The 23,875-nt window shown below is 72.2% G+C and carries 21 protein-coding genes and 1 tRNA gene; 11 read left to right on the forward strand and 11 right to left on the reverse strand.

Annotation, left to right across the window (positions count from 1 at the left end):
- Positions 1–69 precede the first annotated feature (69 nt).
- Genes ACF09J_RS00360 through ACF09J_RS00370 form a run of 3 tightly spaced genes read left to right on the forward strand, consistent with a single transcriptional unit; the run spans position 70 to position 4,674 of the window.
- Entirely contained in the window at positions 70–1,248 is a 1,179-nt protein-coding gene (locus ACF09J_RS00360; RefSeq protein ID WP_392303140.1) for an HpcH/HpaI aldolase/citrate lyase family protein, read from the forward strand.
- Between the two features lie 37 nt (positions 1,249–1,285).
- Entirely contained in the window at positions 1,286–3,862 is a 2,577-nt protein-coding gene (locus ACF09J_RS00365; protein WP_392303141.1) for a phosphoribosyltransferase, read from the forward strand.
- Positions 3,862–4,674 carry an HAD family hydrolase gene (locus ACF09J_RS00370; protein WP_392303142.1) on the forward strand — a complete coding sequence of 271 codons (813 nt, stop codon included), beginning with the start codon at positions 3,862–3,864 and terminating at the stop codon, positions 4,672–4,674. Before ACF09J_RS00365 ends, ACF09J_RS00370 begins: the two co-directional genes overlap by 1 nt.
- Before the next feature lie 5 nt (positions 4,675–4,679).
- On the opposite strand, the gene ACF09J_RS00375 is transcribed toward ACF09J_RS00370, so the two are convergent.
- Complete coding sequence (locus ACF09J_RS00375; RefSeq protein ID WP_100567009.1) at positions 4,680–4,901, reverse strand: zinc ribbon domain-containing protein; 222 nt, start codon at positions 4,899–4,901, stop codon at positions 4,680–4,682.
- 383 nt (positions 4,902–5,284) lie between these two features.
- Here ACF09J_RS00375 and ACF09J_RS00380 point away from each other — a divergent pair, with 383 nt between their 5' ends.
- The 3 genes from ACF09J_RS00380 (at position 5,285) to ACF09J_RS00390 (ending at position 10,306) form a co-directional block, all read left to right on the forward strand.
- The gene (locus ACF09J_RS00380; protein ID WP_392303622.1) at positions 5,285–7,531 is read left to right on the forward strand and encodes a transglycosylase domain-containing protein; all 2,247 of its coding nucleotides are present in this window, start codon (positions 5,285–5,287) and stop codon (positions 7,529–7,531) included.
- A gap of 57 nt (positions 7,532–7,588) precedes the next feature.
- Positions 7,589–8,893, forward strand: a complete 1,305-nt coding sequence (locus tag ACF09J_RS00385; protein WP_392303143.1) for a hypothetical protein — start codon at positions 7,589–7,591, stop codon at positions 8,891–8,893.
- Positions 8,894–9,067: 174 nt separating this feature from the next.
- Positions 9,068–10,306, forward strand: coding sequence for an amidase domain-containing protein (locus ACF09J_RS00390; protein ID WP_392303623.1), 1,239 nt, complete (start codon positions 9,068–9,070; stop codon positions 10,304–10,306).
- A 31-nt stretch (positions 10,307–10,337) separates the two neighbouring features.
- On the opposite strand, the gene ACF09J_RS00395 is transcribed toward ACF09J_RS00390, so the two are convergent.
- The 4 genes from ACF09J_RS00395 to ACF09J_RS00410 form a co-directional block, all read right to left on the reverse strand.
- Positions 10,338–11,756 (reverse strand): hypothetical protein, encoded by a 1,419-nt coding sequence (locus ACF09J_RS00395; protein WP_392303144.1) that lies wholly within the window; start codon positions 11,754–11,756, stop codon positions 10,338–10,340.
- A gap of 74 nt (positions 11,757–11,830) precedes the next feature.
- Positions 11,831–12,601 carry a DUF4097 family beta strand repeat-containing protein gene (locus ACF09J_RS00400; protein WP_392303145.1) on the reverse strand — a complete coding sequence of 257 codons (771 nt, stop codon included), beginning with the start codon at positions 12,599–12,601 and terminating at the stop codon, positions 11,831–11,833.
- A 215-nt stretch (positions 12,602–12,816) separates the two neighbouring features.
- Positions 12,817–12,888 (reverse strand) — tRNA-Val (locus tag ACF09J_RS00405).
- Between the two features lie 51 nt (positions 12,889–12,939).
- The gene (locus ACF09J_RS00410; RefSeq protein ID WP_392303146.1) at positions 12,940–13,302 is read right to left on the reverse strand and encodes a hypothetical protein; all 363 of its coding nucleotides are present in this window, start codon (positions 13,300–13,302) and stop codon (positions 12,940–12,942) included.
- Between the two features lie 126 nt (positions 13,303–13,428).
- Here ACF09J_RS00410 and ACF09J_RS00415 point away from each other — a divergent pair, with 126 nt between their 5' ends.
- Positions 13,429–13,659 carry a DUF2277 domain-containing protein gene (locus ACF09J_RS00415; RefSeq protein WP_392303147.1) on the forward strand — a complete coding sequence of 77 codons (231 nt, stop codon included), beginning with the start codon at positions 13,429–13,431 and terminating at the stop codon, positions 13,657–13,659.
- Between the two features lie 39 nt (positions 13,660–13,698).
- Here the strand turns inward: ACF09J_RS00415 and ACF09J_RS00420 are convergent, their stop codons facing one another.
- Together ACF09J_RS00420 and ACF09J_RS00425 are read right to left on the reverse strand one after the other, a co-directional pair.
- Entirely contained in the window at positions 13,699–14,322 is a 624-nt protein-coding gene (locus tag ACF09J_RS00420; protein WP_392303624.1) for a DedA family protein, read from the reverse strand.
- Positions 14,323–14,573: 251 nt separating this feature from the next.
- Positions 14,574–15,227 carry an HNH endonuclease family protein gene (locus ACF09J_RS00425; RefSeq protein WP_392303148.1) on the reverse strand — a complete coding sequence of 218 codons (654 nt, stop codon included), beginning with the start codon at positions 15,225–15,227 and terminating at the stop codon, positions 14,574–14,576.
- A gap of 435 nt (positions 15,228–15,662) precedes the next feature.
- On the opposite strand from ACF09J_RS00425, the gene ACF09J_RS00430 reads away from it, so the two are divergent.
- Positions 15,663–16,241, forward strand: coding sequence for a TMEM165/GDT1 family protein (locus ACF09J_RS00430; protein WP_392303149.1), 579 nt, complete (start codon positions 15,663–15,665; stop codon positions 16,239–16,241).
- A gap of 751 nt (positions 16,242–16,992) precedes the next feature.
- The gene (locus ACF09J_RS00435) at positions 16,993–17,652 is read left to right on the forward strand and encodes an HAD-IA family hydrolase (protein ID WP_392303150.1); all 660 of its coding nucleotides are present in this window, start codon (positions 16,993–16,995) and stop codon (positions 17,650–17,652) included.
- Positions 17,653–17,675: 23 nt separating this feature from the next.
- Here the strand turns inward: ACF09J_RS00435 and ACF09J_RS00440 are convergent, their stop codons facing one another.
- Positions 17,676–18,923 (reverse strand): peptidoglycan-binding protein, encoded by a 1,248-nt coding sequence (locus tag ACF09J_RS00440; protein ID WP_392303151.1) that lies wholly within the window; start codon positions 18,921–18,923, stop codon positions 17,676–17,678.
- A gap of 330 nt (positions 18,924–19,253) precedes the next feature.
- Between ACF09J_RS00440 and ACF09J_RS00445 the strand changes: the two genes are divergently transcribed.
- The gene (locus tag ACF09J_RS00445; protein ID WP_392303625.1) at positions 19,254–21,497 is read left to right on the forward strand and encodes a DHA2 family efflux MFS transporter permease subunit; all 2,244 of its coding nucleotides are present in this window, start codon (positions 19,254–19,256) and stop codon (positions 21,495–21,497) included.
- Between the two features lie 104 nt (positions 21,498–21,601).
- On the opposite strand, the gene ACF09J_RS00450 is transcribed toward ACF09J_RS00445, so the two are convergent.
- On the reverse strand, positions 21,602–22,102 hold the full coding sequence (locus ACF09J_RS00450; RefSeq protein WP_392303152.1) for a GNAT family N-acetyltransferase: 501 nt from the start codon (positions 22,100–22,102) through the stop codon (positions 21,602–21,604).
- A 58-nt stretch (positions 22,103–22,160) separates the two neighbouring features.
- Positions 22,161–22,565 (reverse strand): DUF1992 domain-containing protein, encoded by a 405-nt coding sequence (locus tag ACF09J_RS00455; RefSeq protein WP_392303153.1) that lies wholly within the window; start codon positions 22,563–22,565, stop codon positions 22,161–22,163.
- A gap of 105 nt (positions 22,566–22,670) precedes the next feature.
- Between ACF09J_RS00455 and ACF09J_RS00460 the strand changes: the two genes are divergently transcribed.
- Positions 22,671–23,063, forward strand: a complete 393-nt coding sequence (locus ACF09J_RS00460; RefSeq protein ID WP_392303154.1) for a hypothetical protein — start codon at positions 22,671–22,673, stop codon at positions 23,061–23,063.
- 51 nt (positions 23,064–23,114) lie between these two features.
- On the opposite strand, the gene ACF09J_RS00465 is transcribed toward ACF09J_RS00460, so the two are convergent.
- Complete coding sequence (locus ACF09J_RS00465; RefSeq protein WP_392303155.1) at positions 23,115–23,786, reverse strand: O-methyltransferase; 672 nt, start codon at positions 23,784–23,786, stop codon at positions 23,115–23,117.
- Positions 23,787–23,875 lie beyond the last annotated feature (89 nt).

Consider the following 23,875-nt stretch of genomic DNA (forward strand, 5'->3'; position numbering starts at 1 on the left):
GTACGTACTATTACCGGCCACCTTTTGACAGTCTTCGCAGGCCGCTCGATGCGCCACGGGGGGAGTTTCATGCGTCACTTCGGGCATCTCGCCACCGAGGTGCGGCAGCGCCTGTTCCACCGGGAGCCGTGCGAATTCACCGCCGACTCCCCGGCCCGGACGCTCTCCGCGGCCCTCGGCGCCACGCTGTACAGCCCGGCCACCCGGCCGCGGCTCGCCGCCGACATCGTCAAGCAGGCGCGTCGTGGCGTGGTCTCGATGGTGCTGTGCCTGGAGGACTCGATCGACGACGCCGAGGTGGAGTTCGGCGAGGAGAACCTGGTCCGGCAGTTCGCCGAACTGGCCTCGCCGCCCCGGAGACCCGGCTCCGTGGAGCTCCCGCTGCTGTTCATCCGGGTGCGCGCCCCCGAGCAGATACCCGACCTGGTGCGGCGCCTCGGGCCCGCGGTGCGCCTGCTGTCCGGGTTCGTGCTGCCGAAGTTCACCGGGGAGCGGGGCGTGCCGTTCCTGGAGGCGGTCGAGGCCGCCGAGACGGAGAGCGGACGGCGGCTGTTCGCCATGCCGGTCCTCGAATCGCCCGAACTGCTCTACCGTGAGTCGCGGGTGGAGACCCTGGAGGGGATCTTCCGCGCGGTCGACAAGCACCGCGACCGGGTGCTCGCGCTGCGCCTCGGCGTGACGGACTTCTGCTCCTCGTACGGACTGCGCAGGGCCCCCGACATGACGGCCTACGACCTCCAGGTCGTCGCCTCCGTGATCGCCGACGTGGTGAACATGCTGGGGCGCGCCGACGGCACCGGGTTCACGGTGACCGGGCCGGTGTGGGAGTACTTCCGGGTACAGGAGCGCATGTTCAAGCCACAGTTGCGCCAGAGCCCCTTCATGGAGGTGCAGGCGGTCGAGCTGCGCGCGAAGCTGATCGAGCACGCGATGGACGGGCTGCTGCGGGAGATCTCCCTGGACCACGCCAACGGACTGCTCGGCAAGACCTGCATCCACCCCTCCCACGTCCTGCCCGTGCACGCACTGTCCGTGGTCAGTCACGAGGAGTTCAGTGACGCGGCGGACATCCTGCGGCCCGAGCGGGGCGGCGGGGGCGTGCTGAGGTCGGCGTACACGAACAAGATGAACGAGGTGAAGCCGCACCGCGCGTGGGCCGAGCGGACCCTGCTGCGCGCCGAGGTCTTCGGCGTCGCGCGGGACGAGGTCGGCTTCGTGGAACTGCTGGCTGCCGCGGTCTCCGACTGACCGCACCGCATCACCGCCGAGGGCACACAAGGAAGGCATGAACAAGCCAGTGAACGACGGGCTCTGGTCCGGCACCTGGGTCGCGGAGCGGCTCGGCGTCGAACTCCTGGGCGACGACCGGCTGACGGGCCTTGTGGGCCTCGCGCTGCGCCGCAACCCCAAGCGGGCGCACCTGCTCGTGTCCAACGTGCTCGGCAAGCACGTGCCGCAGGCGCCCTCGGTCGTGTACGGCCACGGGTTCGCCCTGGGCCGCCGGGTCCGGGACCTGCTGGGCGCGGAGCAGTCCGGCCGGGCGGTCGTCCTGGGCTACGCGGAGACCGCGACGGGCCTCGGCCACGCGGTCGCGGACGGCCTCGGCAGCGCGCCGTACCTGCACTCCACGCGCCGCCCGGTGCCCGGCATCGCCCCGGCCGGCGGCTTCGAGGAGTCCCACTCGCACGCCACCTCCCACCTCCTGCTGCCCGAGGACCCCGCCCTGCTGGCCTGCGACGGCCCGCTGGTCCTGGTGGACGACGAGTTCTCCACCGGCAACACGGTCCTGAACACCATCCGCGCCCTGCACGCCCGCCACCCGCGCAGGCACTATGTCGTGGTCGCCCTGATCGACATGCGGTCCCCGTCCGACGCGGACCGCCTACGGCAGTTCGCCGACCGGATGGACGCCCAGGTCTCCCTGATCACCACGGCCTCCGGCACACTCAGCCTTCCGGCGGACGTCCTGGAGCGGGGCCAAGCACTCGTCGCCCAGCACGAAAGCGCCCAACAGGCCGCGTCCGACACGGAGCAGACGCCGTCCCGGGCCAGTGCTCCCACGGGGGTGGAGGGCGCCGACGTGCGTGAGGCGCCGGACAGTCAGCGGCCGTGGGGGGCCCGACGGGTGCGGCGGGTCGAATTGTGGTGGCCGCGCGGTGTGCCGGACGGGGGGCGGCACGGGTTCATGCCGGTGCACCGGGGGCGGCTGGAGCGGGCGCTGCCCGCCATGGCCGCCCGGATCGCCGAGGCGCTGCCCCGGGACGCGCGGCAGGTCCTGGTGCTCGGCTGCGAGGAACTGATGTACGCGCCGCTGCGGCTGGCGCGGGAGCTGGAGCAGGTCGTGGAGGCCGAGGTGCGGTACTCCACCACCACCCGCTCGCCCGTACTGGCCGTCGACGACCCCGGTTACGCGATCCGCACCCGGCTGGTCTTCCCGGCCCACGACGACCCGGCCGACGGCCCCGGCGAGCGCTACGCCTACAACGTGGCCGGCGGCGGCTTCGACGCCGTGGTCGCCGTCGTCGACTCCACCGCCGACACCCCAGGACTGCACGCGCCCGACGGCCTGCTGGCCCGGCTCGCCGAGCACACCCCGCGCGTCCTGCTCGCGGTCGTGCCCTCGTACCTCCCCGTGCCCCCGCACGCCCCCGAAAGGTCCCCGATGCTGCCCGAGCCCCTCCGCGGCCCCGCCTTCTCCTCGTACGCGCCCGACGAGGTCGGCTGGCTGCTCCAGGACCTCTCGGACGTGACGCTGGAGGCGCCGACGGAGGAGCGCGAGGAGGCCATCCAGAGCGGCGGCGCACACTACGCCGAGTCGCTTCCGCTGGAGTACCAGCCCAGCGAGCAGTACCAGGAGCTGTTCCACACGGCCCTGACCGCCTCCGCCGCGCGCATCGCCCGGGCCGTGGGCGTGGTCACCGAGACGATCCTCGCCGAGGTCCCCCTGCGCCGTAAGAGCCGGGCCGGGACGGACGAGACCCCCGGCACCGGCCCCGTGCTCGTCTCGCTCGCCCGCGCCGGCACCCCCGTCGGCGTACTGATGCGGCGCTGGGCCCGCTTCCGGCACGGCCGGGACCTGCCGCACTACGCCGTGTCGATCGTGCGCGGCCGCGGCATCGACACCAACGCGCTGCGCTGGCTCGCCGCCCGCCACGACCCCCACGACGTCGTCTTCGTCGACGGCTGGACCGGCAAGGGCGCCATCACCCGCGAACTGGCGCAGGCCATCAGGGAGTTCGAGGAGCGCGAAGGGATCACCGGGTTCGACCCCGAGATCGCCGTGCTGGCCGACCCCGGCTCGTGCGTGCGGACGTACGGCACCCGGGAGGACTTCCTCATACCCTCCGCCTGCCTCAACTCCACCGTCTCCGGCCTGATCTCACGGACAGTGCTGCGCGCCGACCTGGTCGGCGCGCACGACTTCCACGGCGCGAAGTTCTACCGTGAACTGGCCGGCGCCGACGTCTCGAACGTCTTCCTCGACGCCGTCTCCCAGTGCTTCCCCGAGGTCGCGGACGGCGTCGACGTCGCCGCCAAGGAACTGCTGTCCACCGACCGCACCCCCACCTGGGAGGGCTGGGGGGCGGTCGAGCGCATCAGCGAGGACTACGGCATCCACGACGTGAACCTGGTCAAGCCCGGCGTCGGCGAGACCACCCGGGTGCTGCTGCGCCGGGTGCCGTGGAAGATCCTGGCGCGGGCCGGCGCCGGAGCCGACCTGGACCATGTGCGGCTGCTCGCCGGGCAACGCGGTGTCCCCGTCGAGGAGGTCGACGAACTGCCGTACAGCTGCGTGGGGTTGATCCACCCCCGGTACACGCGCGGGGCGACCGGCGCCAACGGCAGGACGGTGACCCGCTGATGCCGGTCCTGGTGGCGAGCGATCTCGACCGTACGCTCATCTACTCCGCCGCCGCCCTGGCGCTGACCATGCCGGACGCGCGGGCCCCGAGGCTGCTGTGCGTGGAGGTGCACGAGAGCAAGCCGCTGTCGTACCTGACCGAGACGGCCGCCCAGCTGCTCACCGATCTCGCCGACACGGCGGTGTTCGTGCCCGCCACGACCCGCACCCGCAAGCAGTACCTGCGCATCAACCTGCCGGGCCCGGCCCCGACGTACGCCGTCTGCGCCAACGGCGGCCACCTGCTCGTGGACGGCGTGCCGGACGGCGACTGGCACCGGCGGGTGATCAGGCGGCTGGCCGACGAGTGCGCGCCGCTCGCGGAGGTCCAGGAGCATCTGCTGCGCACCGCCGACCCCGTCTGGGTGCGCGGGCAACGCGTCGCCGAGGACCTGTTCGCCTACCTCGTGGTCGAGCGCGAGCTCCTGCCCGAGGACTGGGTGAAGGAGCTGGCCGTGTGGGCGGCAGGGCGCGGCTGGACGGTCTCCCTGCAGGGCCGCAAGATCTACGCCGTTCCCAAGCCGCTGACCAAGAGCGCCGCCGTCCGCGAGGTCGCCCGCCGCACCGGCGCCGACCTCGTTCTCGGCGCCGGCGACTCGCTGCTGGACGCCGACCTGCTGCACGCCGTGGACCGCGGCTGGCGCCCCGGACACGGCGAACTGGCCGACTCGGGCTGGACGGCACCCGGCATCGCCGCCCTGCCCGAGCGCGGGGTGCTCGCCGGGGAGCGGATCGTCCGGGAGTTCCTCAAGGCGGCCCGGGCGCCCCGGTAGGGACGTCAGCCGCAGCAGCCTCCGCCGCAGCACCCGCCGCCGCCCGAGCCGGACCGCGGCGCGGGTGCCGGGGCGGCCGCGGAGCCGCCCACCGCGACCGTGGACAGCAGCTTGACCGTGTCGTCGTGCCCGGCGGGGCAGCTGGCCGGGGCGGACGACTCCGCCATGGGACGACTCAGTTCGAAGGTGTCGCCGCAGCTCCGGCAGCGGTACTCGTAGCGAGGCATGCGCCCAGATTAACGGGCGTGACCGGACACACAGCCCTTCGTGTTTCTTATGTCTTGGTTTCTGTCCAGTTCTTGTGCGGAGATTTGGAAAAGACGGCTGATAATTTTGTAGCGCCGCGAGGGCCGCGTGGTGGCTGCGAACAAGGGGGAGAGCAGCCGCAGTTGCGGTGAATGTTCCGACCCGCGAGCACCAGGAAAGTGCGGAGGAGGACGCAGTCGTGACGGAGGCAGGGCGGGGGGAAGGTCTTCCGGAGGAGGACCGCCGGTCCGGCGGACGCCGCGCCGGGACCGGAGAGCCGGACCAGTCGCAGAGGGACCGGCCGGTACGTGCGGACGAAACGATCCAGCTGAAGGTCGACGCCCTGCGCCGGGCGGACGAGACCATGCAGCTCAAGGTCGACAGCCTCCGCGACCGGCATACGAGCGCGCAACCGCACGAGACGATGCAGTTACGCGCCTTACAGTCCACGCCGCCGGACCCGCCGGACCCGCCGGACCCGTCCGACCGGTCCGGTGGGTCCAGCCCGTCCGACCCGCCCGACCGGTCCGACCCGTCCGCACCGGCCGACGGCCCGCCCCGGCGCCGCGCCGACCGCCGCAAGCCGCGCACCGGGCCCACGCTCCCGCCGGCCCTGACCCGGCGCGTCGCCCCCCTCGTCGCGGTGGCCGCGCCGTACGCCAGGAAACTCAAACCCGTCTACCCGCGCCCCGGCCGCACCGGCTGGCGCCGCTGGCTCCCCTCCTGGAAGCAGTGGCTCGGCGCCGCCTTCGCGGCCCTGGGCCTGAGCACCTTCCTGCTGGCCATCGCCTACGCCGCGACCGACATCCCGCCGAACCTGAACACCTACGCCACCCAGCAGGACAACGTCTACTTCTGGTCCGACGGCACCCCCATGGCCCGTACCGGCTGGGTGCAGCGCCAGGCGATGCCGCTGAAGGACATACCCCAGGACGTGCGCTGGGCCGTCCTCGCGGCCGAGAACGAGAGCTTCTACAGCGACCCCGGCATCTCCTTCACCGGCATCGGCCGGGCCCTGTGGCGCACCGTCGGCGAGGGCGACACCCAGGGCGGCTCCACCATCACCCAGCAGTACGTCAAGAACGTCTACCTCTCCCAGGACCAGTCCGTCAGCCGCAAGTTCACCGAGGCGATGATCGCGCTCAAGCTGGACAACCGGATGAGCAAGGACAAGATCCTGGAGGGCTACCTCAACACCAGCTGGTTCGGCCGCGGCACCTACGGCATCCAGCGCGCCGCCCAGGCCTACTACGGCAAGGACGTCGGCGACCTCAACGCCGGCGAGGCCGCCTTCCTCGCCTCACTGCTCAAGGGCGCCGGGCTCTACGACCCCACCCTCAGCGAGGCCAACCACCGCCGTGCCGTGGAGCGCTGGAGCTGGACCCTCGACCGCATGGTCAAGATCGGCAAGCTGTCGAAGGACGAACGCGCGAAGTTCCGGACGTTCCCCGAGCCGCTCAAGCGCAACCCGCTCTACGACACCGGCCGGCAGAGCGACTACCTGGTCGAACTGGCCTCGCAGTACGCCAGGAACTCCGCGCACATCACCGACCAGGAGTACGACCTGGGCGGCTACCAGATCTACACCACCTTCGACCGCAAACGGGAGAGCGCCCTGACCGACGAGGTCACCAAGGCCCGCAAGAAGGCGGGCAAGGCCACCCCGGGCCCGGCGAAGACCGTGCACTACGGCGCCGCCTCCGTGGCCGCCGACGGCCGCATCCTCGCCGTCTACGGCGGGCCCGACCACCGCACCCAGGGCTACAACGAGTCCAACGCCTCGACCGTCCCGGCCGGTTCGGCCTTCCTGCCGTTCGTCTACGCGGCCGGACTCGAGCACGGCGTCACCAAGCGGCGTGACGTGCCCACGGAGCAGGTCACCCCCCAGACCCTCTACGACGGCGACGACGACGTGCCCGTCACTACCCCCGAGGGCCCCTACTGGGACCGCAGCGGAAAGAAGGTGTCCGCCCACAACGACGACCGGAAGTCCTGGGGGCGGATCAGCCTGCACCAGGCGCTCGCCAACTCCGTGAACACGCCGTTCATGCAACTCGGCATGGACACCGGCCTGGACAAGGTCAAGCAGACCGCCCAGGCGGCCGGACTGCTGCCCTCCAGCATGGGCCCGCAGGTGCCCGCGCTGTCCCTCGGCAGCTCCACCCCGAGCGCGATCCGGATGGCGAGCGGTTACGCCACCTTCGCCGCCAACGGCATGCACACCGAGCCGTACTCGGTGCGGCGCATCACCCGCAACGGCTCCTCCGTCCGGCTGGACACCCCGGCCACGCAGCGCGCGGTCGGCCGGGACGTGGCCGAGGCGGTCACCGAGGCGCTCGGCGAGTCCTACCGCACCGCCCACCCGGCCGCGGCGCCCGGCACGGCGGCGGAGGCGGCCACGGCCACGGTTGCGGGCAAGGGCGGCACCACCGAGGACGACACCGCCTCCTGGTACGTGGGCACCGCCCGGTCCGTGTCCACGGCGGTCGTGGTCTACCGCATGGACCTGGCCAAGAGCCTCGAACCGCTGCCGCTGGAAGGAGTCGCCGGCACCCGGGCCGACAGCGTTCCCTACGGGATCTGGGCCGGTGCGATGAACCCACTCGGCTGAACCCGGCGGCCCGGCCGCGTCCACCCCCCACCACCCCCCTCGCAGATTGAGCCCCCCATGAAGTCAAACGGCCGTCGGCGCAAGGCGCGTGCGCCCCGCCGCGCCACCCGCCCCGAGTTCCTGACCCTGGCCGCCCTGCTGGTCGTCGCCTCCGTGGTGGCGGGCTTCCTGACGCTCACCCGCACCGACTCGACCGCGCCGACCGCGTCCGCCGGATCCAGGGGCGAGGAGGCCAGGAACGGCCCCAAGAACGCCGGTTCGCCGTCCAAGGCGGCCACGGAGCCCGAGTGGGACGGCAAGGTCCGGGTGCTCGGCGACGGCTCGACCTCCTACACGGGCCCGCAGAAGGCCGAGTGGAAGCCCAAGCCACTCAAACCCGGCGAGAAACCGCCGCAGTTCGTGGTCTTCTCCTGGGACGGCGCCCTGGAGGGCGACGACCACCTGTTCTCGCACTACCGGGAGCTGGCCAAGGAGAACGACGCCCACATGACCTTCTTCCTCACCGGCATCTACCTGCTGCCCAAGGCCAAAAAGGACCTCTACCACCCGCCGCAGCACTCGCTGGGCGCCGCCGCCATCGACTACGCCACCGTCGACCACATCCGCACCACTCTGGAGCAGCTCCGCAAGGCCTACGAGGACGGCAACGAGATCGGCACCCACTTCAACGGCCACTTCTGCGGCGAGAAGGGCGGCGGCGACTGGAGCGTCGAGGAGTGGAAGAGCGAGATCGACCAGTTCTACGGCTTCGCCGAGAAGTGGAAGACCAACTCCGGCCTCACCGACGTCCCGCCGCTGCCCTTCGACTTCCGCAAGGAGGTCACCGGCGGACGCGCGCCCTGCCTCGAGGGACAGCCCAACCTGCTGAAGGCCGTCAAGGACTACGGCTGGCGCTACGACGCCAGCTCGCCCGGCGACTTCCAGATCTGGCCGGCGAAGAAGGAGGGCATCTGGGACTTCCCGCTCCAGATGCTCCCCTACGAGGACGGCAAGTACCAGGGCCTGTCGATGGACTTCAACTTCCTCTACAACCAGTCCGACGGCGAGACCCACGGCGATCCGGCCAACTACCCGCAGTGGGAGCAGCAGACCGTCGACTCCTACATGGCCGGATTCAACCGTGTCTACTACGGCAGCCGGGCGCCCCTGTTCATCGGCAACCACTTCGAGGACTGGAACGGCGGCATCTACATGAAGGCCGTCGACCAGGTCGTCAAGAACATCTGCACCAAGAAGGACGTCAAGTGCGTGTCGTTCCGGGAGCTCGCCGACTGGCTGGACGTGCAGAAACCGGAAACGCTGCAACGGCTGCGCGGTCTGGACCCGGCCCAGTCGCCCGACTGGTCGACCGTGGTCAACTGACCTGTAGGACGCGGGAGTTCCGCTTGTGGCCCCCGCTCCACAGCGGCTTCACACCGCATGCGAAGATGCCGTCGCCCGGTAGGTCTACCGGCGTAGAGGGGAACACCATTGAAATCGAGAAGATTAAGCCGTAAGCGGCGTCGCGCCACCATAATCTCGGCGGCGGCCGCCTCCCTGGTCGCCGGCGTCGCGCTGGTGCCCAACTGGAGCGCCGGCGCGGCCGTCACCGACGACCCGACGGTGGACGCGGCCACCAGGGCCACCTTCCAGAAGCTGGCCGACGCGGTCTTCACCGACCGCACCCAGGCACTGGTGGACGACGGTTCGAGCAGCAAGGCCCGCGGCCACCGGCTGACCTCCGGCTTCTCCGGCAAGGTCCGCCTGTCCGGCACGCAGTCGCGCCAGGAGAGCTCCGCACTGGACCGGCTGCGCGGCCGCAAGGCACGGCTCGCGAAGCTGGGTGAGAGGTACAGCGCCGCCAAGACCAGCGTGTCGCTGGACGCCACCCAGGTGAAGGGCCGCGACGCCAAGGTCGCCGTCACCGAGACCACGACGCTGACATACCGGAAGATCCGCGGCAACGAGCCGAAGACCACCGGCTTCCAGGCCCACCACGAGCTGACGTTCAAGGCCGACGGGCGCGGCAACTGGCAGCTGACCGGCATCCGCGACACGGACGACGGCGTCGCCGTCAACCAGGTCGCCGAACCGTCCGTCGTCACGCCGCCCACCGCGAAGCCGTCGACCACGGCACCGACCGCGAAGGCGTCGACCAAGCCGTCCACCACGGCCCCGGCGACCCCCGCTCCGACCACCGCGGCTCCGGCGCCCTCCACCACGGCACCGGGCGTCGCCGCCGGCGACAACCCGCCCGTGGCCCCTCGCGCGGCCATCACCACGAAGCCGCCCGCCGCACCGAAGAACCTCACCGGCGGGGCCTACGACTACAAGGCCATGGCGGCGTACGCCACGAAGTACTGGAACAACTACAACCCCGAGTACCCCGACTTCAACGGGGCAGGGGCCGGCGGCGACTGCACCAACTTCGTCAGCCAGTCCCTCAAGGCGGGTGGCTGGAAGCACGAACCCGGCTACACGTACGACTTCCACAAGTGGTTCGGCAACGCCGAGATCCAGTCGGACTCGTTCGTCGGCGTCAACGAGTTCTCCTGGTTCGCCCTGTCCTCGAAGCGGGTCACCAGCCTCGCCAACGTCTACCAGATGGACGTCGGCGACGTGCTCCAGGTGGACTTCAACCGGGACGGGTCCAAGGACCACTCCATGATCGTCACATCCCGCACCGCGCAGGGCGTGCCGTATCTGTCGTACCACTCCACCAACACCTACAACAGGTCGGTGGCGAGCATCATCGCCTCCTACCCGGACGCGTACTACTACGCCTACCGCACCTGACCGGTGACCCCCGGGAGCGGGGAGCGGGCCGTCAGTGGCCGGCTCCCCGCTCCCCGCGGATCCGGGCCACCACCGCGGCCACCGTCTGCCGTACCGCCTCGGTCTCCGTCAGGAAGTGCCAGTAGTCGGGATGGCGGCCCTCCAGCGTCGCCACCGCCCGCTCGAGCCGGCCCACCGAGTCGTCCAGCGGGCCGGCGTGCCGCGGATCCGGCGTCGTACGGCCCGACATGGCCAGCCGCTGCGCGTCCCTGATCGCGAACCGGGTCCGCTCGATCTCCGCCTGCGGGTCCTTCTGCACCTCGTTCAGCCGCCGCAGCCGGTCCCCGGCGGCCGACACCGCCTCGTCCGTGGTGTTCAGCAGCGCCCGTACCGTCGACAGCAGCGCCGTCGCGTCCGGCCAGCGCTGGGCGTCCCGCGCGGCCCGCGCCTCCCGGAGCTTCGCCTCCGCCTCCCGCACACTCCCGGCGGCCTGCTCCGGAACCTGCTGAAGATCCTGCCAGCAGGCGACCGTGAACCGCCGCCGCAGCTCGCTGAGCACCGGCTCCACCTGCCCGGCGCGCGTACTGAGCGCCTGCGCCCGGGTGCGCAACGACACCAGCCGGTGATCGATCTCGGCGGCCTGCTCCGGCAGCCGCACCGCCTCCGCCCGGATCGCCTCCGCCTCCCGCGCCACCCGCTCGGCGCGCTCCAGCGTCGGCTGCACACCGTGCTGTCCCGCGCCCTGGTTGAGCCTGGTCAGCTCGGGGGAGAGCGCGGCGAGCCGGGCGGCCAGGCCGTCCGCCCCGAGTCCGGACCCACGGGCGTCGTCCAGCGCGCCGGCGGCGGCGCTCAGGGCCTGCCGGGCGCGCTCAACGGCGGGCGCCACCCGGGCCAGTTGGGTCTCGGCCTTGCCGAGCAGCGGTCCGAGGCCACTGCCGAAACGGTCCAGCTCCCTCTTGACGCCCAGCAGTTCGTCCTTGGCGGCGGTCAGGTCGACACGCGCCCGGGAGGCGACGGAGGCCTCCAGGTCGTCGCGGTCCAGGTCCTGGGCGTCGACGGCCTGGATATAACGCTGACTGACCTCGTCGATGCGCCGCCCGAACGCCTCGAACTCGTCGATCGCGCGCCGGGCGGCGGGGGAGTCGTCGACCGCCGCGATCGTCTCGATCGAGATCCGCAGATCGCGCTGGGCGGTGTCCAGCTCGTAGAAGGCCGCCGCGGCGGCGTCCTTGGCGGCCTGCGCCTCGGCCCGCTGCGTCTCGGCCCGCCCCCCGAACCAGCGCCGGGTGCCGCCGCCCGCGAAGGCGGCCGGCAGCGCGAGCAGGGCGAGCACGGGCAGGCCCATCAGCACGAGGACGTCACGGACCTCACGGGCGGCCGTGGCGCGCGCCGGACTCGGACAGGCGCTCCGAGGCCGGGGCCGTGCATACGGCGAGTGCGGCTGTGCGGGGGTCGCCGGTGTCGCCGTCACATCCCTCTCCCGTGCTGTGGTCCGCCATGCGTGTGGTCATTCTCCCATTCACGGCGGACGAACACACGGGCCGGTCAGGCAGCCGTACGAACTGTGATCCCTCCGTCGCCGGTGGTCGCGGACACCACGTGGGAACCGGCGTCGTCCCGGGGCACGGAGACGTTCACCGAGCCGTCGCCGGTCTTCGTCGTCACCCGGTACGCGGAGTGCGGCAGCGTGATGCCGACGGAGCCGTCCCCGGACCTGGTCTCCACCAGGTCCGGCACTGCGCCCAGCTCCAGGCGGATCGAGCCGTCGCCTGTGGTGGCCCGCACCCGGCGCGAGGAGACCTCGGCCCGTACGGACCCGTCGCCCGAGCGCAGCTCCAGGGGCCCGGTGGAGTCGGTGACGTGCACGGACCCGTCGCCGGTACGGATGCTCAGCGCGTCCTTGAACCCGCGCGCCCGCACACTGCCGTCGCGGTCTTCGACCTTCACGGCGATCCCGCGCGGGACCTCGATCCGGTGCTTGGCGGAGCAGTCGGCGACGATCCCCGAGCACTTCAGCCGCAGCACCAGCCGGTCGTCCTTCATGGACCAGGTCACCCGCGGATCGTCCCCGATCAGCACGGACCCGCGGAACCACCGGGTGACCCCCACGGCCCCCGCCTTCGCCGAACCGCCGGAGACGATCTCCAGCGCCGAGTCGTCCGAGTCGACGGTCAGGGTGTCCCCGTGCACCGCGAACGAGCGCCGCTCGGGACTGGTGTCGTCCTCGGCGGAGCCCCCGCAGGCCGTGGCCGTGGCGACGAGCACCACGACGACCCCGGCGACGGCGGCGACACGAGCGGGCACGGAACGGGACATGACGATCTCCCCCTGACGACGGACGACGAGCCCCCACGGCTCTGTGAAGACCGTAGAAAGAAGCCCCGCCCCGGAGAATCCGGCGTGCTACCGGACGGGGGGTGGGGTAAACCCCCGCAGCGCCGGTTCCGTTGACACGACGAGGGCCCAGTTCCACGGGTGTCACCCGTGGAACTGGGCCCTCGTCGTGCACTGCGGCCATGTACCGCAAACGGTGGGCGCGGACGGTTTCGAACCGCCGACATCCTGCTTGTAAGGCAGGCGCTCTACCCCTGAGCTACGCACCCGGACGAGTCGACAGCCTACCTTGCTGGGGGAGCTGTCCCGCAAACCCGTGTTCAGGCGGTCGAGGGCGGCGTCTCGCCCTCGGGCTCCGGAGGTTCGTGGGCGTGTTTCAGGTGGCTGCGGGCGGTGACGCCGTCCGGGCCGGGGAGGTCCGACCAATAGCGGTGGGTGCTGACGAACACCGCGAGTTCGTGCTCGCGGCGGCGGAGCTTTTCCACCGCGGCCTGTTCGTCGGGCGTCCAGCCCGGTGAGGCCGGGCGCTCCACCTTGCGCCAGCCGCCGTCGTCGCTGAACCCGTCCAGCGGTTCGACCGACCAGGGCAGCCGCTTGAGCAGGGCCGCCAGTTCGGCCCGGACCTGGTGCAGTTCCTCCTGACCGGCGAGGAGGTCACTCGGGAAGTCATAGCGCGTACCCACGGTGCAATGCTACGCCTGTTCGAATTTGGGGCGCGAGCGCAATGGGGTGGGTTCATGCGTTCGAAGTCGCTTCAAGGTCGCCGGGGTGCTTGCGCGGGGCGCGCGGGGCGTGGTGACACTGGGGGCATGTGCCGGAGCATCAAGACACTGCGCCCGCCCGCGTTGCCCGAGGAGGCGACCGAGGAGGAGATCCGCGCGGCCGCGTTGCAGTACGTGCGGAAGGTCTCGGGGTTCCGGGCGCCTGCCGCGCACAACCAGGACGTCTTCGACCGGGCGGTCGACGCGGTCGCGCAGGCCACGCAGGAGTTGCTGGCGGGGCTGGAAGTGCGGGGGCGGGTGCGGTCCGGTGGTGGGTGACCGGTGGGCGCCGGGTGGGGTGCCTGTCGGCGTTTGCGCCTACGGGGCCTCGGCCGGCTTCGGCGGGCGGCGCATCAGGTAGGCCGCTCCCGCGCCCGCCGCGAAGAGTGCCGCCACCGATACGCAGGTCGCCAGCCAGGCTGTGCCCAGCCAGCGGGTGCCGAAGTAGCCGAGGGCCACGCTGTAGGTCGCCCAGGACAGGCCGGCCAGCGCGGACCAGGGCAGGAACTCGCGGACCCGGCGGTGAGCGGCGCCGGCGCTGAAGGAGACCACCGAGCGGCCGGCCGGTGCGAAGCGGGCGAGGACGACCAGTGCGCCGCCGCCCCGGGACAGGGCCGTGCCGAGCCGTTCCTGCGCCCTGCTCAGCCGCCTGGAGCGGGAGATCGCGCGGTCGAGGCGCTCGCCGCCGTGCCGGGCCAGGCGGTAGGCGACGAGGTCGCCCAGTACGGATGCCGTCGCCGCGCAGAGGGTCAGGGCCAGGATGTCGGGCACGTTCTGCGGGACGCGCCCGGTCGCCGCGCCGGTGCCCGCGGCCGCCGCCGTGGCGGCCGTCACTATCAGCACGCCGCTGGGCAGGACCGGCAGGAACACGTCCAGCAACACGGAAGCGGCCACCATGACGTAGATCCATGGAGTGCCGGTGAGTGCCCCCACCCTCGCCATAGTCTCCAGCACCGGAACTCCCCCCGTCACCCCCGTGAACCGCGGACCGTGCCGCGGTGTCGCGCGGGAGCGGCAGAAGCGGCCTGTGAAACCTATACAGCGTACGCCCGGAGTGTGACAGAAGTTTCACCGGGGGTGTATGTGAAGGAAAGGGAGGGCTTGGGGACGGTCCGGAGGGTTCGGTGGCGGTCCGGTCGGCCTCCGCCGCCCTGGTGGTGCGGGGCGACGGAGGCGGGTGGGGACGCCGGGGATCAGCAGCCGGCGAGGTAGTTCTGGAGCGCGCTCTTCTCCGCCGTGTCGACGGAGAGGTTGTAGTAGTACTTCACCTGCACCCAGGCGCGGACGTAGGTGCAGCGGTACGAGGTCTGGGTCGGCATCCACTCGGCCGGGTCCTTGTCGCCCTTGGACCGGTTGGAGCTGGCCGACACCGCGATCAGCTGGGGGCGGGTCAGGTCGTTGGCGAACGCCTGGCGCTGGGCGGTGGTCCACTTGCTCGCGCCGGAGTCCCAGGCCTCGGCGAGCGGCACGAGGTGGTCGATGTCGAAGCCGGAGGAGACGGTGGTGGTGACGCCGTCGTACGGGGAGGTCCAGTTGCCGCTGGTGGCGGCGCAGTTGGCGTCGGTGACGACGTTCGAGCCGTCCCGCTTGAGGACCGTCTCGCGGGTGTCGCACTTGCCGCTGATCGTGATCCAGTGCGGGAAGAGGGCGCGGTCGTAGCCGGTGCGGTTCTCGGCTGCCACGGTGAGGGAGGCCAGGTAGGTGCGGGCGGTGGCCGCGCTGACGGGGGTGGGGAGGGCCGCGGAGGCGGTCGGACCGTTCAACAGGCCTATGGAGGCTATGAGTCCGGTGATCGCCGCGACTATGCTGAGTCGTTGACGCGCGTAGAGCTTGAATCTGCGGGACATGTGAACTCCCTTGGGGGTGAGGGGCGTTGCCTGCGAGCAGGGGGAGGCGAGGGAATGCTCGCCGCGCAGTGTTGCGGGCGGGTGAGCGTGCGGTGAGAAGTTAGTGACGTGCGCATGACACGGCAAGGGGTGTGACTGGACTTGCTCCTCGCTGTGATGTGGATCTCGGTGCCGGCCGGGGCGTGCGGGCGGTCGCGTACGATGGGGGGCGCGGAAGGGGAGTAGCTCTTCGCCGGACCGTCGACATACTGCTCAGCTCGGCTGAGCCGGCGCCCGGAGGCGGGCCTCGTGAGCGAGGCCGGCCAGCGAGACCTTCGGTAAGCAGTGCACGCCCGTGCCGTACGGCAGGGGTGAACCGTGTGCTGCCCTGCCGAGGCGTCTTATCGCAGCAGTCGCAGCACTCTCGGCGGGGTGGCCCCGACCGATTGAGGAACAGTGATCACCTTCAGCGTCCTGGCGCTCGTCTTCGGCGTCGTCTTCCTCGCGGAGCTGCCGGACAAGACGGCACTCGCGGGGCTCGTCCTCGGTACGCGGTACCGGGCCTCGTACGTCTTCGCCGGTGTCGCCGCCGCGTTTCTTCTCCATGTGGTGCTGGCTGTGGCGGCCGGCAGTGTGCTGACACTGCTGCCGCAGCGGATCGTGCACGCGCTCACGGGTGTGCTGTTCCTCGGTGGCGCGGCCGTGCTGCTGCTCAAGAAGGGGGACGGTGAGGAGGAGGTCCGGCGGCCTGAGGACCAGTCCTTCTGGAAGGTCGCGGGGACCGGGTTCATGCTGATCCTGGTCGCGGAGTTCGGTGACCTCACACAGATCATGACGGCGAATCTCGCGGCTCGCTACGACGATCCGCTGTCGGTCGGGGTGGGGGCGGTGCTGGCGCTGTGGGCGGTGGCGGGACTGGGGATCGTGGGGGGCAGGGCGTTGATGCGGCGCGTGCCGTTGGCGTTGATCACCAAGGTGGCGGCGTTGGTGATGGTGGGGTTGGGGGTGTGGGGGCTGTGGGAGGCGGTGGCGTGACGGTCGGCTCCGCGCGGCGTGCTGCGCCCCTGTGCCCCCGGTTTCCCACCCGCCCGCCCGTCTCGGTGGGCTGAGGGGCCCGTCCTGGGGCTCCGCCCCAGACCCCGGCGGGGGCTTTGCCTCCTATGCCCCCGGTTCCCGCCCGCCCGTCTCGGTGGGTGAGGGGGTCCTGCCGTGGGGCTCTGCCCCGGGCCCCGGCGGGGGCTTTGCCTCCTGTGCCCCCGGTTCCCGCCCGCCCGTCTCGGTGGGTGAGGGGGTCCTGCCGTGGGGCTCTGCCCCGGGCCCCGGCGGGGGCTCTGCCCCCTGTGCCCCCGGTTCCCGCCCGCCCGTCTCGGTGGGTGAGGGGGTCCTGCCGTGGGGCTCTGCCCCGGGCCCCGGCGGGGGCTTCGCCCCCTGCGCCCCCGGTTCCCGCCCGCCCGTCTCGGTGGGTGAGGGGGCCCCGCCGTGGGGCTCTGCCCCGGGCCCCGGCGGGGGCTCTGCCCCCTGCACCCCTGCTGTCCCACCCGCCCCGGGCCCGGCGGGGGCTTTGCCCCTGCGCTCCCGCACCTTCCCCCGTTCAGCCACCCACTGGGCCTCTTCCCAGGCTTCGTCCTCGCTTCAGGTCGGAGGCGTGGTGGCGGGATGCCGGGATGTTTTGTACCGTGGGGAAACAAAGTGGCTCCCGTCCGCTTTCCCTGACCGGTGGACGGGGCCGCCTTGTTTCTTCGGGGCGTGCTCCCACGCCCCCTTCGCCGTGTCTTGGAGTCTGCCGATGACGGCCACCGCCGTGTTCACCGCCCGCGCCCTCCTGCTGGACATGGACGGCACCCTCGTCAATTCCGACGCCGTCGTCGAGCGGATCTGGCGTCGCTGGGCCGACCGGCACGGGCTGGACGGCGACGAGGTGATGAAGGTCGTCCACGGTCGTCAGGGGCACGCCTCGATGGCGCTGCTGCTGCCGGACCGGCCCGTGGAGCGGAACCTCGCCGACAACGCGCGCATGCTGGCCGAGGAGACCTCGGACATGGACGGCGTGATCCCGATCCCCGGGGCGGCGGAGTTCCTCGCGGGGCTGCGGGACGTGCCGCACGCCCTCGTCACCTCCGCCGACGTGGCCCTCTCCACGGCCCGGATGGCCGCCGCCGGCCTGGCGCTGCCCGACGTGCGCGTCACCGCCGAGTCCGTCGGGGCGAGCAAGCCCGACCCCGAGGGCTTCCTCAAGGGCGCCGCCGAACTGGGTGTCGCGCCCGCCGACTGCGTGGTCTTCGAGGACTCCGGAGCCGGGATCGCGGCCGGCCGCGCCGCGGGCATGCGGGTGATCGGGGTCGGTCCGCGCGCCGGGTTCCACCGGCCGGACGCCGTCGTGCGGGACCTGACCCAGGTGCGGGTCGAGACCCTCGGCGACGGGAGCGTCCGGCTGCACGTCGCCTAGGGGCTCGTTCGGGCCGGGTCGGCTCAGGGTGCCTTTGTCTCCGACTCCAGGCGCGCCCTCGTCGCCGGTCCGTACACCCCGGGTTCGTCGGCGCTGATGCCGCGGGTCCATTGGTACGCGCGTACGGAATTCTCCAGCCTGCGGCTGAAGACGCCGTCGACCTTCCCCGGGAAGAGGAACAACTGGCCCAGCCGTAGCTGGAGTCCGGTCACCTCGGCGCCCTGGTCGCCGCGGCGCAGCACCGGTGCCGGGGCCGCCGGGGCGCTTTCGCGCAAGGCCGTCGCCGTCTCCGTCGGTCCGGCCGACTCCGAACCCGGGGCAGGAGCGTTCCCGGCCTCGGATCCGGACGGCGACGGCTCCGCCGTCCCCGACGCCGAGGCGGACGCGGACGGCGAGGCGCTCGCGCCGGGCGCCGGCGACTCGTTCGCCGCCGCCGGGGCCGACGGCGCGTACGACGGCGCGGTCGCCGTCGACGCCGACGCCGACGCCGTGGGCGTCTCCACCCACGCGTCCGGCACGCTCTCCCGTACCTGACGGGAGGCATGGTCCCGCTCGGGCGACTCGTAGGAGAACAGTCCGCTCGCGAACCCCGCCCCCGCCACGATCGTGACCACGGCCGCGCCGGCGGCGACCACGACGGCGGGGCGGGTGCGCCGGCCGCCGCGCCGGGCGCCCGCCCGGCCCGGTCGAGCCTCGGGGCCCTCGGTGTCGGCGGCGGCCGGCCCCCGGGCGGCAGCAGGGTCCGCCGCCGTCGTCGTGTCGAACATGCTCACGTCGGCCGTGCTCGGTTCACCCGGCGGCGGTGGGAACAGGCCGGGCGCGGGTGGAGTGGTGCGAGTCGGCGGCTGTGCGGGGAGGGCCCGTAGCGCCATCGTGGGATCGGCGGGGGTGCCCTGCTGTCCCGTCTGCTTGTCAGCGGGCGCGGTCCCTCGTGCCGACGCGGCCCCCGCGGCCTCGGCGGGCAGCGCCCGCAACGCCATCGTGGCGTCGGCGGGGGAGGCGGACTGCGGCCCCTGCCCGGTGGCCCCGGGGGCCTCGGTGGCCCTGGGGACTTCGGTGGCGCCAGTCGCCCCGGTGGTTGCCGCGGCTCCGGCGGCTCCGGTGGCTTCCGGGGGCGCGCCTGCCGCAGCGGCTTCGGCGGCTTCGGCTGTTCCGACTGCTCCCTCGACTCCGGCGGCCCCGGCGGTTTCAGCGGCCCCCGCCGGCGCGCCCTCCGTCAGGGCGCCCTCCAGCGCCGTGCCCGTCGGCGCCGGTGGCTCCTCGATGTCCACGTACGGCCGTATCCGCAGTGGATTGAAGTCCTCCGCCGCCGCGGCCTCGGCCGTTCGGGTGTTGCGGAGAGCGTCCGACGCCCGGCTTCCGCAGGCGCATGACGGGGTGTCGTCCAAGCCCCGGGGCATCCCGCACTCGGGGCAGACATGCCCCTTCCGCTCTTCCACGCGTCGGTCCCCTCCCGTGCGAACTCCAAGGATTATGCAGATCCTCCACACACCTTCTCCCCGAAGGGCCCCCGGAATGGCGGCTTCCGGGAGGACTCAACAGGCCATAACTGGACACACCGATGACGATGGGAGATGTCACGAGAGCGTCGGGAGGACTCCATGGCCGGCGATGGGCACGGCAGGACCGGCATGACGGGGACGACGGGCGACGCCCCGGGCGGTGTCCCGGGCGGCGACCGGCCGTCGTCGGCCGTCCCCGCGTCCCCGCAGGCCCCGCAGGCCGAGCAGGGGCCGAAGGCCGGGCACGGTCCGAAGCCGGGGCAGGGCCCGCCGGGCCCGCCCGGTCCACAGGATGCGGGGGCGCCACCCGGTGACGCCGCTGCGCCCGCACAAGTGCCGGGCAATGTCCTCGTGTCGATCGGCGCACTGCTCCTCGGCATGCTGCTGGCCGCGCTCGACCAGACCATCGTGTCGACCGCGCTGCCCACCATCGTCAGCGACCTCGGCGGCCTGGAGCATCTGTCCTGGGTGGTCACGGCCTATCTGCTGGCGTCGACCGCCGCTACTCCGCTGTGGGGCAAGCTCGGTGACCAGTACGGGCGCAAGAAGCTCTTCCAGACCGCGATCGTGATCTTTTTGATCGGTTCCGCGCTGTGCGGCATGGCGCGGAACATGCCCGAGCTGATCGGGTTCCGGGCCCTGCAGGGCCTGGGCGGCGGCGGGCTGATGGTGCTGTCGATGGCGATCGTCGGCGATGTCGTCTCGCCCCGCGAACGCGGCCGCTACCAGGGCCTGTTCGGCGCGGTGTTCGGCACGACCAGTGTGCTCGGGCCACTGCTCGGCGGGCTGTTCACCCAGCACCTGAGCTGGCGCTGGGTGTTCTACGTCAACATCCCCGTCGGCATGGTCGCGCTCGCCGTGATCGCCGCCGCCCTGCGCATCTCGCCCCGTTCGCAGCGGCACGTCATCGACTACCTCGGCACCCTCCTCATCGCCTCCGTCGCCACCTGCCTGGTGCTGGTCGCCTCGCTCGGCGGCACCACCTGGGGCTGGGGCTCGCCGCAGATCATCGGCCTGGCGGTGGTCGGCGTCGTGCTCGTCCTCGCGTTCCTCGCCGTGGAGCGGAGGGCGGCCGAGCCGGTGCTGCCGCTGAAGCTGTTCGGCATCCGCACGTTCTCCCTCTCCGCGGTCATCAGCTTCATCGTCGGCTTCGCCATGTTCGGCGCGATGACCTACCTGCCGACGTTCCTCCAGGTCGTGCGGGGCATCTCGCCGACGGTGTCCGGCGTGCACATGCTGCCGATGGTGGTGGGCATGCTGTCGGCCTCCACCGGTTCCGGGCAGATCGTCAGCCGCACCGGCCGCTGGAAGGTGTTCCCCGTCGTGGGCACCGCCGTCACCGCGATCGGCCTGCTCCTGCTGCACCAGCTCGACGAGCACAGCTCGACGGTCGTGATGAGCATCTGCTTCTTCGTCTTCGGCGTGGGCCTCGGCCTGGTCATGCAGGTGCTCGTCCTCATCGTGCAGAACGCCGTCAGCTACGAGGACCTGGGTGTCGCCACCTCCGGCGCCACCTTCTTCCGTTCCATCGGCGCCTCCTTCGGCGTGGCCATCTTCGGTACGGTCTTCGCGAGCCGCCTCGGCGACAAACTGAACGCCGCCTTCAAGGGCGTGCCGCTGCCGTCCGGGGTGTCGGCGAGCACGCTGAAGTCCGATCCGCGCGGCATCGCCGCCCTGCCGGCCGCGCTGCGCCCCGCGGCCCTGCACGCGTACGCGTCCGCGATCACCGACGTCTTCGTCTACGCCGCCCCGGTCGCCCTCCTCGGCTTCCTGCTGGCCTGGTTCCTGAAGGAGGACCGGCTGCGCGGCTCGGTCACGGCCCCCGACGTGACGGAGACGTACGCCACCAACCCGGTCGAACGGTCCTCGTACGACGAGGTGTGCCGGGCGCTGTCCGTGCTGGGCACCCGCGAGGGACGGCGCGAGATCTACCGGGAGATCACCGTGCGGGCGGGCTACGACCTCGACCCCGCGGCGAGCTGGCTGGTGCTGCGGATCAAGAAGTTCGGCTGGGTGGAGCCCGCCCTGCTGGCCGAGCGCAGCACCCTCCCGCTGAGTGCCATCATCGGGGCCACCCGCCAGGTCGAGGAACGGCACCTCGGCGAGCGCCGCGGTGTGGACCTCGTACTGACCGACGCGGGCCTGGAGGCCGCCGAGCGTCTGGCGCGCGCCCGGGAGGAGTCGCTCGCCGGACTGCTCGGCGACTGGTGGGGCCCGGAGCGGCCGACCGACCTGGTGCAGCTCGTGAAGGAGCTGACGGAGGAGCTGTGCGGGTCGGATCGGGAGCGGCCGGACCGGGAACGCCCGCAGGACAGCCGGCGCCCGGCTCCCCGCCCCACGTGAGTCCGCGGCCGGCGGTCACCCGCTGTTCGCTCAGCCATGGTTGCCGGGCCGCCGCCGAGGTCCAGCGTGTGGACCGGGTCCAGTTCGCCGTGGGAGACGGAGGCTCAGCGCAGGGACTTGCCGAACCAGTGCTCGGCGTACGGGTCGTTGTTGTGCGGGGTGGTCTCCGTGTAGCCGAGCCGGGCGTACAGGGCGCGGGCCTCCACGAGGTCGCTGCGGGTGTCGAGGACCATCCGGCGGGCGCCGAGCGCGCGGGCGGCGTTCTCGGCCGCGGCGACCAGCAGCGCGGCGCCGCCCTTGCCGCGCGTCTCCTCGCGCAGGAACACGCGTGTGAGTTCGGCCCGTTCCGCGTCCAGCAGCCGTACGCCCGCGGTGCCGGCCGGGCTGCCGTCGTACCGTGCGAGGAGCAACTGCCCGGCGGGCGGGACGAGTTCGGTGCCCGTCCGGGCGGCGATCTCCCGTTCGAGCTCGGCGGGGTCGGTGCGGTGTCCCTCGTGCAGCAGGTACCAGCGGTCGCTGACCTCCGTGTAGTACGCGCGCCACAGTGCGGCGGCCGCGGGGGAGTTGACGGGTTCCGGGGCGATGGTCCAGGTCACGACCGACATTGTGGGGACGCCGAGAGGGGCGGGCGCAAGCGGTTAAAGCGCGGTGGGAGGACGGCGCCTACTCGGCTGCCGCCCGCCGCGTCCGCCACTCCTGGACTACCTCCTCGACGTCGTACCGCTTCAGGCCCAGCGGCGGGCCCGGCGGCGGCTTCAGCATCATGTCGAGGATCTTCGTGTTGATGTCCGCGATGACGGCGCGGGCGACCCGCTCCGAGGGGGCCGCGAGGGCCGCCGCGAGCGCGTCCTCGGCCTGCTTGCGCAGGGCGAGCGACGGCGGCAGGCAGGACAGGCCCTCGCGGGCCATCTTCCGCTTGACCCACCACAGCTCGTCGTACGTCATGTCGTCCGGCAACGGCTTGCCCGCGCCCGGCAGGCGGTCGAACTCTCCACGCCCCTGCGCATCGCGGATCTGCTTTTCGACCCAGGAGCCGAACGGAACACCGGGTGGCTTTCGCTCGGTCATGGGTCCATTGTGCCGGACGTGGCCCCGTCGGGCGTTTTATCATTCGGCGGCGGTGGGGCAATCCGGCCGCCGCGCGAAGGACGTCGCCGAACAGGGAGAACCCACGTGCTCGAACTGACCATGGCCTCCGTCTCCGGGACGGACGCGGGCGCCACGGCCGGGATGCTCATGGCCGACGCTCCCAGCGAGCCGGGCGCCGCGCTGCGGGTGGGCCGGGACCCGGCCGTCTGCCGCCTGGTGACACCCGACGACTGGCTGTTCGTCTCCCGGGTCCACCTGGAGTTCCTGTGCGCGGCCGACGGGACCTGGCAGGTCACCTGGCTGCGCGGCTCCCAGCCCGAGCCCTCCTCCGAGGTCCGGCTGACCCTCGGCGAGCACACCGAGCCGCTCGTCTACGGCGGGACCGTCGCGCTGCCCCGGGGCGGCTCCGGCGACATCGTCGTGCAGGACCGTACGAGTCCGCGCAGCGTCAACGTCGGGTTCTTCCACGAGGTGTGAGCACCGCCGGGGCGACGGAGGAGTAGGCGCGGCCCCGGCCGGTCGCTCCGGTCAGTCCAGCACCCGCACCAGCGCGAAGCCGTCGTGGCCCTTGCTGCCGACCGTCTGGATCGCCGTGCCGTCCAGCCTGGGGTGCTCGGCGACGAGTTCGAGGGCGGCGCGGGTGCCGAGCACGCTCGGGTCGGTGCTGGTGGGGTCGGTGACGTGGCCGCCGCGTACGACGTTGTCCAGGACGATCAGGCTGCCGGTGCGGGTCAGGCGCAGGGCCCACTCCACGTAGTGCTGGTTGTTGGCCTTGTCGGCGTCGATGAAGACAAGGTCGAAGGGCGGCGGGTTCTCGTCGGCGAGCTGGGGCAGCGACTCCAGGGCGGGGCCCACCCGCACCTCGGCGACCCGGTCCAGACCGGCGCGCGCGATGTTGCGGCGGGCCACGTCGGCGTGGCGGGGGTCGTACTCCAGGGAGATCAGCCGTCCGTCGGCGGGCAGCGCGCGGGCCAGCCAGATGGTGCTGTAGCCGCCGAGCGTGCCGATCTCCAGGATGGCGCGGGCGCCTTGGACCTGGGCGAGGAGGTGCAGCAGCTTGCCCTGGTTCGCGGTGACGTTGATGTGCGGCAGGCCCTCCGCGTCGCTGTCGCGCACCGTGGCCTGAAGGGGTTCGTCCTCCGGGGAGAGCAGAGTGGTGAAGTAGGCATCCACGTCGTCCCACAGCTGCGAGTCGCTCATGCACCGGGCCTTTCGTACGCTAGTTAGATTCTCTAAGTAGCTGCGCTAACGAATATAGCCGGGTGCGGAGGCGCTGTCAGGCAATGACG

This window comes from Streptomyces sp. NPDC014889 (assembly GCF_043081205.1).
Taxonomy (GTDB): Bacteria; Actinomycetota; Actinomycetes; order Streptomycetales; family Streptomycetaceae; genus Streptomyces.